The 12,284-nt window shown below is 34.4% G+C and carries 11 protein-coding genes; 3 read left to right on the top strand and 8 right to left on the bottom strand.

Features of this window, described 5'->3' with window-relative positions; all coding sequences use genetic code 11:
• The first annotated feature begins 140 nt into the window (after window positions 1-140).
• The gene (locus tag Q8X41_RS02940) at window positions 141-1,736 is read left to right on the top strand and encodes an FMN-binding glutamate synthase family protein (protein WP_397538771.1); all 1,596 of its coding nucleotides are present in this window, start codon (window positions 141-143) and stop codon (window positions 1,734-1,736) included.
• Window positions 1,737-2,342: 606 nt separating this feature from the next.
• Window positions 2,343-3,080: a class I SAM-dependent methyltransferase gene (locus Q8X41_RS02945; RefSeq protein WP_397538772.1), complete on the top strand. Its 738-nt coding sequence runs from the start codon at window positions 2,343-2,345 to the stop codon at window positions 3,078-3,080.
• 165 nt (window positions 3,081-3,245) lie between these two features.
• Here Q8X41_RS02945 and Q8X41_RS02950 read toward each other — a convergent pair whose 3' ends face one another.
• Together Q8X41_RS02950 and Q8X41_RS02955 are read right to left on the bottom strand one after the other, a co-directional pair.
• On the bottom strand, window positions 3,246-4,430 hold the full coding sequence (locus tag Q8X41_RS02950; RefSeq protein ID WP_397538773.1) for an NAD(P)/FAD-dependent oxidoreductase: 1,185 nt from the start codon (window positions 4,428-4,430) through the stop codon (window positions 3,246-3,248).
• Between the two features lie 34 nt (window positions 4,431-4,464).
• Window positions 4,465-4,896 (bottom strand): DUF1641 domain-containing protein, encoded by a 432-nt coding sequence (locus Q8X41_RS02955; protein WP_397538774.1) that lies wholly within the window; start codon window positions 4,894-4,896, stop codon window positions 4,465-4,467.
• A 523-nt stretch (window positions 4,897-5,419) separates the two neighbouring features.
• On the opposite strand from Q8X41_RS02955, the gene Q8X41_RS02960 reads away from it, so the two are divergent.
• Entirely contained in the window at window positions 5,420-5,821 is a 402-nt protein-coding gene (locus tag Q8X41_RS02960) for a hypothetical protein (protein WP_397538775.1), read from the top strand.
• Window positions 5,822-5,860: 39 nt separating this feature from the next.
• Here the strand turns inward: Q8X41_RS02960 and Q8X41_RS02965 are convergent, their stop codons facing one another.
• The 6 genes from Q8X41_RS02965 to Q8X41_RS02990 form a co-directional block, all read right to left on the bottom strand.
• Complete coding sequence (locus Q8X41_RS02965; RefSeq protein WP_397538776.1) at window positions 5,861-6,385, bottom strand: hypothetical protein; 525 nt, start codon at window positions 6,383-6,385, stop codon at window positions 5,861-5,863.
• Between the two features lie 432 nt (window positions 6,386-6,817).
• Window positions 6,818-7,264: a CoxG family protein gene (locus Q8X41_RS02970; protein ID WP_397538777.1), complete on the bottom strand. Its 447-nt coding sequence runs from the start codon at window positions 7,262-7,264 to the stop codon at window positions 6,818-6,820.
• 86 nt (window positions 7,265-7,350) lie between these two features.
• Window positions 7,351-8,598, bottom strand: a complete 1,248-nt coding sequence (locus Q8X41_RS02975) for a glutamate-5-semialdehyde dehydrogenase (RefSeq protein ID WP_397538778.1) — start codon at window positions 8,596-8,598, stop codon at window positions 7,351-7,353.
• Window positions 8,599-8,610: 12 nt separating this feature from the next.
• The gene (gene proB, locus Q8X41_RS02980; RefSeq protein WP_397538779.1) at window positions 8,611-9,699 is read right to left on the bottom strand and encodes a glutamate 5-kinase; all 1,089 of its coding nucleotides are present in this window, start codon (window positions 9,697-9,699) and stop codon (window positions 8,611-8,613) included.
• Window positions 9,700-10,177: 478 nt separating this feature from the next.
• On the bottom strand, window positions 10,178-11,194 hold the full coding sequence (locus Q8X41_RS02985) for an ABC transporter permease (RefSeq protein ID WP_397538780.1): 1,017 nt from the start codon (window positions 11,192-11,194) through the stop codon (window positions 10,178-10,180).
• A complete protein-coding gene (locus tag Q8X41_RS02990; RefSeq protein WP_397538781.1) occupies window positions 11,191-11,916 on the bottom strand; it encodes an ABC transporter ATP-binding protein in 726 nt (241 codons plus the stop codon). Before Q8X41_RS02990 ends, Q8X41_RS02985 begins: the two co-directional genes overlap by 4 nt.
• Window positions 11,917-12,284 lie beyond the last annotated feature (368 nt).

Below are 12,284 nucleotides of genomic sequence, written 5' to 3' on the forward strand. Positions count from 1 at the left end.
ACTTAAAATTGCAATCTTCCTTTTATGATGGCGTGTTAATCAAAAATTATGTATTTTGGTTATTTCACCATCTGAATAAATGTAAGTTTTTTCGAGAAGATTAAAACCAAATAGGTATAAATATTCTTAGGAGGAATTTGATGAATATCGCTGATTGGTTAATTATTATTGTTTTTACTTTGACTGTACTGGCTATTATAGCTATTGTTTTATTTCTAGTTTATATAATTACATTTGATCGAAATCAAAAGCGTCATGCTATTTTAAGAAATTATCCTGCGCTCGGTAGAATGCGCTACTTTTTTGAAAAAATCGGTCCTGAATTTCGTCAATATTGGTTTGACGCAGATCTTGAAGGGAAACCATTTTCCCGTGTAGACTACGAGCATATAGTAAAAGGTGCTAAATATATGCGTGAAGTGGTAGCCTTTGGATCAAAACGTAATTATGAAGAAGAAGGTTTTTATGTTCGAAATGATATGTTTCCTAAACTAACAGAGGAAATAAAAATGGATAATGAAACGAAGGTAGATTCCAAAAGATATATTTTAGTGAAAGATTCGCTCTTTTTTCAAAGAGAAGAAAAATGGGAAGAAGAAGAATCATCTGCCTATTTATTGCATGATGATGATGCGATTGTGATTGGTCCAAACACAAAATATCCTTTTAAAGTGAAAGGCCTTATTGGTATGTCCGCAATGAGTTATGGATCATTGGGTAATCATGCAATTACGGCTTTATCAGAAGGATTAAGTTTAGCAAAGGGTACTTGGATGAATACCGGGGAAGGCGGTCTATCTCCCTATCACTTAAAAGGTGGAGTAGATGTCATCATGCAGATTGGTCCTGGATTGTTCGGTATACGTGACAAAAATGGTGAAGTTGATTGGGACGAATTAAAAAGAAAAAGTGAAATTCCAGAAATTAAGGCATTTGAAATCAAACTAGCTCAAGGTGCAAAAACACGCGGTGGTCATATTGATGCTGAAAAAGTTACACCTGAAGTGGCAGAAATCCGCAAAGTAGAACCGTATAAATCCGTAGATAGTCCAAATCGATTTCATCAGTTTAGTGATGTAGTAACTATGTGTGAATTCATTGAAAAAATTCGTTCACATACTGGAAAACCTGTTGGCATGAAGATTGCTGTAGGCGGAAATGACAGTATTAAAGAATTGGCAAAATATATGAAGGAATCTGGGAAAGGTCCTGACTTTATAACTGTGGATGGTGGTGAAGGCGGAACAGGCGCTTCTTATCAAGAATTAATTGATAGTGTAGGTTTACCAATTAGATCCGCTTTACCTATTGTAGTAGCTACGCTTCAAAAATATGGCGTACGAGATCGAGTTAAGATTATTGCTTCTGGTAAAATGTTCACTCCAGACCGAATTGCAATAGCTATTGCTATGGGAGCTGATTTAGTCAATATAGCACGTGGATTCATGATTTCCCTCGGATGTATTCAAGCGATGCGATGCAATTCAAATACTTGTCCTGTTGGTGTAGCTACAACCGACCCTGATTTACAAAAGGCACTTGTGATTGATGAAAAGAAATATCGCGTTGCGAATTATCTTGTTACTCTTCGAATAGGTTTATTTCGAATCTCAGCAGCTGCTGGAATAGATTCACCCGTTCACTTTCAACCTAAGCATATTATGTTTAAAGATGATAAAGGTGTGGTAATTCCCTTAGAAAATATTCTTCAGGATATTGAGAAACAGATTGGTTAAATATAATGATTAACATTCATTTCAGACTGTTGACAAATTTTACAGCCCGTTTACTTTCAAAATATATATTAAGATTAATCAACTTCATAAATCCATTTTCGAGCACTGAAAAACGAATTTACCTCTAATTTTTATAGTATAAATCTACTATAACATGAAGTGGAATCAACTTCGCATTCTGCGGGCGAACCGGCGAGCCTCCTCGCTTGTGCTCCTGCTCCCGCATCGCTTCTCTAGCTTCGTCGCAGAGAGAATCTCGCTGTGGGGTCTCTCTGGCTCGCTTTCCCGCAGGCAAAGATTGCTCCTGCGATTACTCGTCGCAGAAAATTCTTTTTGCTCCTGGAGCAAAAAGAATTTTCGCTGATTCCACTTCAACAAAAATTGTATACAAAATTTTATTATTAATATTTATTGAACGAAAGAAATGCGAATGCATATTCGAGGACTTGCCGTCTTTCGCTCGACTTGTGATTTAATATAAAGTTACAAGAAATCCTGTTAACTCTAAAGCTAACAGGATTTCTTATTTCACTAAAAGAGCAGGATTATACAATAAGTATATAGAATTTCTATTAAGTAAATAATGTTTCATGAGGTGAATAGAAGATGGATTACTATGGGGAACTTTGTACAAAAATTTATGAAAGTGATAAATCCATTGCGATGGGAGTAGAGCTGGATTTTTATCTATCTTTCGTTAAAGATAATAATATGAAAGTTTTAGAACCTATGTGTGGCAATGGTAGAATGCTTATTCCTTTTCTACAAAGAGGGATTGATATCGAGGGCTTTGACATCTCAAAAGAGATGCTGAATGTATGTGAAGAAAAAGGAAAAAAACTAGGTCTGAATCCAATAGTTTTTCTTGAAAATATAGAGGAATTTAAGAGCAATAAAAATTATGATTTAATTATAGTCCCTTTCGGTTCCTTCTCACTTTTACCTGATAAATTAGTGTACGACAGCCTTCAAAATTTAAAGTCTGTTTTAAATCCAGATGGAAAACTACTTTTGACTGTTATGATAAAAAATACAGAAGTTAAAGAAGTTCCTGATTGGATTGAAACGAATAGGAAACAATTTGATGATCATATGATTATTGAATATAAAAAAATGAACTATGATCAGGAATCTAAGGTATTAAATATTGAGTTGAAATATCAATCAGTTCAAGGTAAGCAGTTAGCGAAAATAGAAACTATGGATTTCCCTATTCGTCTTTATGAATTAGAAGAATTTAAGCATTTACTCCTGACAAACGGATTTAGTGATGTATTAGTTCACGAAGTCATTAACGGATATGGTGAAGGAAGTTCGTTCAATGTATTTGAGTGTGAAATATAATGTTTTGTTTTTAATGAACTGAAGGTACGTTATAATCCTGGCTGCCGTTTTAGTGGCTCTTTTTTGCTTTGTGAACTAAACAAAATAATAGTAAGGCTGATTTCATATTGGCTACAAAAAAGCCGACTCCCTCTCTTAGGAAGTCGGCTTTTTAAAATTATCGGCCTAGTATGCTAAACCGTATAATGCTTTGATGTGTGATAAGTAACGAATGTTACTTGCTTCTTTCATCAATGAAGCTGGTAAACCTTTAAGTTCAGTATTGTTTTCTCCGACTGTTGCTACACCATCTTTGCGTCCAAGAGATGCAAGTGTACCAGAGTTAACTGCACTGAATTCTTTCATTGGTTGGCCTTTTAATTGTGCGAACAGGTTATATCCTGCTGTTTCGCCCATTTGCCATGCTACTTGAGCAGTTGGAGCATATAATGGACGTGCACCTTCTTCAGGAATTAAAACTGAAGCGTCACCTACAACGAATACATCTGAGTGAGATGTAGATTGTAAAAATTCGTTGATTGTTGCTTTACCACGGTTTACTTCTAAACCTGATTCAGCAACTACAGGAAGTGCTGCAACGCCACCAGTCCAAACAAATGTGTTTGCTTCGATTACTTGACCATCTTTAAGTGAGATTTTGTTACCATCAACAGCTGTAACAGGTAGACCAGTTAAGAATTCTACGCCACGTTTAGCTAATGATTCAGTAGCACGTACAATTAAAGTATCTGGTAATACAGGAAGAATTTTTGGACCTGCTTCTACCAATTTAACTTTGAATTCGCTGAAGTCAACGCCGTATTTTTCTGCAACTTTCGGCATGTTGTCGATGATTTCACCAACAAGTTCGATACCAGTTAAGCCGCCACCGCCGATTACAATTGTGCCGTCAGCAGGATCTTTTGTTTCAGCATATGCTTTTATTTTAGCTTCGATATGAGCATTGATTTGGTTTGCTTCGTTAACAGATTTAAGTACCATACTGTTTTCTTCTAGTCCAGGGATACCGAAATATCCAGTTTGGCTTCCTAAAGCCACTACAAGAACATCATAAGATAGAGATGATCCATCTTCTAATTTAACAAATTTGTTATCTGGTGAGATTTCTTTTACTTTAGAAATGTGAAGATCAATATCTTTTCCTTTGAAGAGTTTTTCTAATGGGAATGAAATAGCTTGTTCTTTAATAGTACCACCAGCTAAACGGTGAAGTTCAGTGATGATTTGGTGTGTTGGGAATTGGTTGACTACAGTTACTTCTGCGTCATCTTTAGTTGCATATTCACGGAATTTTAGTGCAGTTAAAACGCCGCCATAACCTGCGCCTAAAATGATGATTTTTTTTGACATAATTAATCCTCCATAATCAGTATTGATGTAAAGACTATTTTACTTGTTTATGTTCTTCGTTCACTTGAAGAAAAGCATTAGCGAAACGGAATAATTGTTGTACTTGTGGATCTTTTAGTAAACGGAGTACACCAAAAAGACCAATAGTTTCAGTGCTTTCAGCAGCACGATCTTTTGCTTCAATAGCTGTTGCAGCTAAACTTTTAGCTGAATTTACAACTGGAGTTGCCATTTCTCCTACAGCACCAACGATATCGTTTTTTAACACACTGTCTGTTGAAAGAGATTGTGCTATATCATATACCTTTGTTATAGTTGACACCATTTCTGTCAACTTTGGTAATTCGTTTACCAATGCTGTAATAGACTCTTGCACCTCAGGTTTTAATAATTGATCTAATACATCAAGTTTTTCTTGGCTTACAGCTGGTTGTTCAGCTTGTAATTGATTAGTCGTTTCTGACATATCCAATTCTCCTTTGCAATAACTATTTACTTATTATTTGAAAATACAAATAATTGTGATACTTGATCATCTTTCGACATTACATTAGTTCGATAATCTTGGCCAAGCATGCCTGTAATCATCTTTTTCAACGCTCACTTTACTTCAAAAAGTGCTCGTATACCAATCTTATTGCGAGTGTCATTTTGACGATCTATATTTTACCTCTATCCTATAAATTGTGGAATATATCCACTTTTATAAGCCTACAAATGAATAATACACCTTTCTTTAAATAGTTTCCATCAAATTTGAACATTTTATGTGAAAACATGAACAAAAACATGAATTTCTTAGCATTTTCCTATATTTATATATTGACTTTTCATATACATATTTTCCCTATCACTTCTATTGGTATATTTATAAAATTCTATCTTTTGTATTCTTGGTGAAATTTGTATTATTTCAAGAAAATTCTTTAAAAGTTATGTTATCCTACATAGAGTAAGTAGCTATTCTATTTTTCTAAGGAGGAATTAATTTGACATTATTTAACATTCGACATGCAGAAGGTATACATATTATCGTCGACGTCAAAAAACATAAAAACCATATTGAACTACGTACAACAACTGGGGAAGAATTATTTATTATTGCACTTACTGATGAAAGTTATACAGTTTATGATGATCGTTTTGCTGGTGCTTCAAAACAAATGAATTCAATAGAAGCTTTTCAAATAGATGGTAGCTTTAGAAACTTAGATTTTGATAATATACGAAAATTATTTACAGATTCTTTTGAACGTTTGATGGATGAACTTGCGGAGTATGTTGGTTCTAGCGAATTAGTTAACTTAGAAACATTAAAAGAATCCGTAACAAAAGATGTTAAAGGCATTTACTTCAAAATCATTTCAGATACAAAAACTTATCAAATTTAGCTGGAGGTTCCTCATTAGGAACCTTTTTTATTTTGTTCCCTATCCCCCTATATATAAAACACACTGGCTAACAGCAATATAAAAAGCAGGATTTGTAATCGGTGCTTCTTCTTCAATTTGTAACTCAATATGAAAGGAATCGTTTTGCAAGTTTGCTCTCCATCTCGCAACCACCGTGTCATTCACTAGAAATGAAGACCAATCTTCCATTTCTTTATGTATCTTCATCAAAAAATTGCCTTTCGTTATAATTAAATCTGGAATCATCTGTTGCCAACCATCGTAAGCAAGCGTATATTTTTCATTCTTTTGTTCATCTATAACTTCATAATAAACTTTGCCTTTTCTAGATATCTTCCTACAAGTAAAAAGCTCTTGTTGATCAAGATTATAAGTTTTATATGTTAAAAAATATTTATTTTCTAATAGTTTGTCAAACACACGTTTTAAAGAGTTACTATAAATTCGTTGACATGTAAAAACTTTTTCTTTTTGTTCATTTTGAATCTCTATAATGGGTGTTTCTTTTATCGTATTTGGATGTACATAATAATAACTATTCATGTGTTTACTCCTGTCTTATATACCATTTTCCTTACCCAAACTATATCGAATAATATTGCCTAAAACAAATAAAAGATACCTACTTTAAGTAAGCGACTCTGCTCAGACCGTGGAATACGGCTGTCCGAAGTGGAAACCAAATGTCTTATTAGAGTCATTTTCATAAATGCTTTTCTAGTAAAAATATACGAATATTTTCTAAATAAACAACTCAATAATTTGGATAGTATTCTTAGTATGCCGCTCCATAGACAACGTTCTAATAGATATGGCATATGACAATGCCCATTTATGAAATTGATTCGTTTATTAAATATTTATTGTAAAAGAAAAAAACTGTAAACAAGCTCAAAATTCTTCGAGTTTGTTTACAGTTTGAGTTACCTATCAAGTAGGTGATAATTTTTATCGAATTGTACTTAGATAGTCAAATTAAGCATGAACCAATTGAATTTTATTGGCAACACGATTAGTTAATACGCTTGTTGCTTTAGGAAGTACTGCCGTGAAAAGTGGATTTAAAACTGGTGCAGCAAGACCCCCTGCTTTTACTTCTAAATGTCCTGTCATTTGCGTTTTATTTGCATCTAATGCCACGTCTTCGAAATAACCCGTTCCTGAGAATTTATCAGATAGTCCAGTTAGTTCGAAACTAATTTTAGAAGGTTCTTCCCAGCCGATAATATCAATTTGTACTTTCACTTCTTTTTTTAATACACCAACATTACCAGCAAATGTCCATGTAGATTGTTTGTCATTTAAAATTTGGTGTTCACGATATCCGGGTACTAGTGTTGCCCATTTCTCCATTTGACTTACGAAATCCCATACTTCTTTTTGTGGTACTTGAACTTCTACTGTGTGTGATGCTGTTGCCATTATTGGTCACTACTTTCTCTTTTAAGTAATTTTATTATACAATAATATCAATCATTTAATAGAACTTTAAGACCTATATTTCCCTATTATTCACGAATTTGTCCATTTCCTGATATATAATATTTACTAGACGTCAATGCAGGTAAGCCCATAGGACCTCTTGCATGTAGTTTTTGTGTACTAATTCCTATTTCTGCTCCATAGCCAAATTCAAATCCATCGGTAAAACGAGTGGAAGCATTATGATAAACCGCTGCTGCATCTACTCCTGTTTGGAAGCCACTTGCATTTTCTAGATTTTCAGTAATAATTGCTTCTGAATGTTTTGTTCCATATTGATGTATATGCTCAATCGCTTCGTCGATATTCTTAACAATTTTGGCACTTAACGTTAATGCTAAATATTCTGTTGCCCAATCTTCTTCTGTTGCTTTTTGGACATTTTGATCGGCTTCTTGAACGGTGTCATCTCCAAAAATTGTGATGCCCGCTTTAAGCAATGTTTCTACTAATTCTTTTCCATAAGCTGAATACCAATTTTCATGAATCAACAGACTCTCAGCAGCATTACAGACTGATGGACGCTGTGTTTTAGCATTTAGAACAATATCTTTTGTCATTTGTAAATTTGCCGTTTCATCAATGAAGATATGGCAATTCCCCGCCCCGGTTTCAAGCACAGGCACCGTAGCTTTTGATACAACGTTATCAATTAAATTCTTGCCACCTCGAGGGATTAATACATCTAAGTATTCTTTTAAATGAAATAGTTCTTCAGCAACTTCGTGACTTGTATTTTCAATAAGTTGTACTGCATTAATAGGTAATGCTGATTTACTTAATGCTTTATGGATCGAATCGACTAGAGCTATATTTGAAAATTTTGCAGATGAACTACCGCGTAGAATAACAGCATTGCCAGTTTTCAGTGCAAGTGTTGCCGCATCGACTGTTACATTAGGTCGGGCTTCATAAATCATCCCTATTACCCCAATCGGAACACGTCTTTTTTCGATATGTAGGCCATTTTCTTTTGTAATATTTTCAAGAACTTCCCCTACTGGATCTTGTAAGCTTACTACTAATTCAATGGCTTCAGCAATTCCATTTATTCTGTCTTCTGTAAGTAAAATTCGGTCCAAAACTGATGGAGAAAGTCCTTTTTCTTTACCAGAGATAATATCTTTTTCATTCTCTCTTTGAATTGTTTCTTTATCCATTAGTAATTGCTTAGCAATCAACTGTAATGCTTCGTTTTTTTCTTTTGTTGACTTTTGATTCATCTCATAGCTTGCTTTCTTAGCTAATTTACCTTTTTCTAAAACTTCCGTCATACTAATTCCTCCTTATATTTGAACCCAACGATCACGATGAATCACTTCTATCGATTGCGTTTCAATTTCGCTTGTTCTTTTCCCCATTGATTGTTCCAACTGTTCTGAAGAATAAAGCACTTCTCCTCTACCTAAAAGGCCTTGTGTGCCATAAACTTCAACAACATCTCCTGTAGAAAATTCGCCTTTTAAGCCAATAACACCTGCAGGTAAAAGACTTTTCCCGTGATTAATCAACGCAACTTCTGCACCTTTGTCAATCGTAATTCTACCTGCAACAGCTGAGAATATTGAAATCCATTGTTTTTGACTATTCAATATTGGTAACTCATCTTTTTCGATATAAGTTCCATCCCCATCGCCATTTAAAATGGATAATAGCTTATCTTCCCCTGTACCTCGACCTATGAAAACTTTAACCCCTAAATCATAGGCAGTTTTGGCCGCAAGAAGCTTTGATTGCATGCCACCAGTACCTACTTTTGAGCCTTCTGCTGTTGCAAAACCAAGTAACTCATCTGTAATTTCAATTAATCGATTGAAACGTATTGCATCTGGATTTTTTTTTGGATTCGCATTATAAAGACCATTAATATCCGTTAAGATAATAAGTTGATCTGCATGTACTAATCCACTTACTAATGCAGATAGCATATCGTTATCACCAAAGGTTAATTCTTTAACTGAAACTGTGTCATTTTCATTGATAATTGGTAAAACTGAGCGTTCTAACAATTCAGACAGTGTTGCATAGGCATTTTTGTAACGATCTTTTTTGGAAAAATCGGTTCTTGTCAATAAAATCTGTGCAGTCACAATGTCGTATTCACTTAACTGCTCTGTATAAGATTGCACAAGTAAGCTTTGACCTACTGCTGCAGCTGCTTGTTTTCCTTTTAAAGTTACGGGTCTTGAAGAATATCCAAGTTTACGGAATCCACAAGCTACTGCTCCCGAAGAAACGAGAACAACTTCATGTCCTACTTGTTTCAATTTAGCAATTGCTCGTATATGATCATGAAATTTTAGCTGATCAATCTCCCCTTTGGAATTAGTTAGAGAGCTACTACCAATTTTCACAACAATTCGTTTCTTTTCCATATCATTTCCTCCAATAAAGTGAAACTTCAATCTGTGAGTTTTCCGGTGCCTGCCCTCCCTTTCCGCCGACTGACTGTCAGTTTTTCGGCAGGAGTGTCTGGGCATTCACCTATACTTTTCTATTGATTTTTGCTAAATTATATGAATACCCCAACAGTTAGTTAGAGCCCAAAAACACGATTAAAAAAACCCTTTTCATCCTTAAAATTAAGGACGAAAAGGGTTACTCTTCGTGGTACCACCTTAGTTGAATACCAATTTTGATATTCCACTCATTCCTCATAACGCTTGAGACTGCGCCTAGTTTTGCTAGGAGCTATGAAGTAGGTTCAGCATGGTTCTGTTGCAATGCCTTTCAGCCGGTGAACATCGCTCTCTTTTACAGAAGTGACACACGTACTAATCTTCACTTACGCTTAATATTACATATAAGAATGCAACAGATTAAGCTAATTGTCAATATTTTATAAATGATTTCTTATAATGAGCGGTATTTTTTCAATGAGAATATATTTAACACGATAAATACCAATGCAAAACCTAATAATACCGATAAATCGATTCCGATATCACTAAAGCCATATCCTTTGTACATGACCCCAGTAATCGCATCTGATGCATAATATAGTGGCATGATTCGTCCGATATTAACAAGCCAATCTGCCATACCATCCATCGGAAATAATCCGGTAAAGAATACTTGTGGGATGATTACTAAAGGAATAAATTGCACCATTTGAAACTCTGAAGTTGCAAAACTAGATAATAGAATCCCAAGTGACAATGCAACTAAAGCTAAACATAAATTAATCAAGAGTACATTCCAAATAGAGCCAACAAGTACAACATCTAATACATTTACTGCATAAAAAACGACGATTAAGGTTTGTATAATAGCAAAAATACCATACCCCATTAAATATCCTAAAACTACTTCATATCGTCTTATTGGAGTTGAAAGCAATCTTTCTAGAGTTCCTGTCGTACGTTCTTTTAATAACGCAATTCCTGCGATTAAAAAAACAAAGAAGAAAACGAAAAAGCTTACTAAAATTGGACTGATCACATCAAATAATACCGTATCTTTGCCACCATAAACATAATCGATAGAAATTGGAGTGGACTGCTGTGGTTGACCAGAAAGTGCTTGTTTTAGCTTTAATTGAAGTGCTTTTGCACGACTTGGTTGATCATTTTGTAATGTAAGTGAAAGCTTGCCATCTTCAACCTTCAACCAGCCATCCAGTTTATCATCTATTGCCATTTTGTTTGTTAATTCATCATATGTTTTAACTTTTATATCAGACTTCTCAATTGTTTTCACGATTTTTTCATTTACATTCACAACACCTAATGTAGTATCCACTTCGTCTGAATTAAAAATAAAGTACATTAAACTTAACACAAGTAAAGGTGCCAAAAATAGCAATGCCATTGTTCGCTTATCACGAATCATTTGTTGAATAATCCTAGTTACTAATGCTAAAAGTCTCATGATAGATGCCCCCCTGCTTTTAGGAATACATCATCAAAATTATCTGCTTTAAATTGTGTTTTTAATTCTACCGGCATACCTTGTGCAATGATTTTACCCTCTCGCATTAAGGCCAACTCATCACATTTTTCGGCTTCGTCCATCACATGGGTTGTGATGAATATTGTTTTTTGTTCTTCATCGCGAAGTCTTTCAAGTTCTTGCCAAATTATTTTCTTCAATGCAGGGTCAATCCCTACAGTTGGTTCGTCTAAAATTAATATTTCTGGATTTTGTATAAGCGCAATAGCTAACGATAATCGACGTTTCATCCCGCCTGAGTAATCTAGAACTTTTCTTTTTAAATCATCTGTTAATTGCACAACTTCTGCAGCATAAGCAATTTGTTGGTCTCTTTGTTTTTTAGGGAATCCAAATAATTTAGCAAAGAATTGGAGATTTTCATAACCAGTTAAATCTGAATAAAGTGCATCAGATTGTGCCATATACCCTATTTTTTCTAAAAGTTCAAATTGAGGTACTGGTTTATCTAAAACGGTTACTCTACCACTATCTGGCTTTAACATCCCTACCATCACTTTAATTAATGTCGTTTTGCCACAACCAGAAGGTCCAATCATGCCAAAGATTTTCCCCTTTTGAACTGTTAAACTAATATCATTTAAAACTACATGTTTATGAAAATGCTTATTTACTTTGGTGATTTCTACTGAAACCGTCATCTTCATCATCCTTTCACTAAACACGGTGTTGACTATATTTCGAGTGTACTTTATGACTTAGAAGAATACAATAAACAGTCTTATCAAAATTGTCTATCGTATTTCAATTACATTCAGAAAAGGCACTAAAAAACGATTTTACCCCTTACTTTTATAGTACAAATGTTAGCGACTTAAAAAAATCATCAGGATGGACAGTCAATTTCTTGAACTATCGTACAATAAGGATATTGATATTTCTCGTAAATACAACATCCCTGTTACATTGCTAAGAGAATTTGAGCAGATGTTTGATTCTTTCAAGTTTTGCTCTTTTTCATATAGTGTATAACCCTCGAAATGTTCAGTAAATCATTTCATAAATGAAT

Origin of the sequence: Rummeliibacillus pycnus (genome assembly GCF_044359855.1) — a bacterium.
Lineage (GTDB): Bacteria > Bacillota > Bacilli > Bacillales_A > Planococcaceae > Rummeliibacillus > Rummeliibacillus pycnus_A.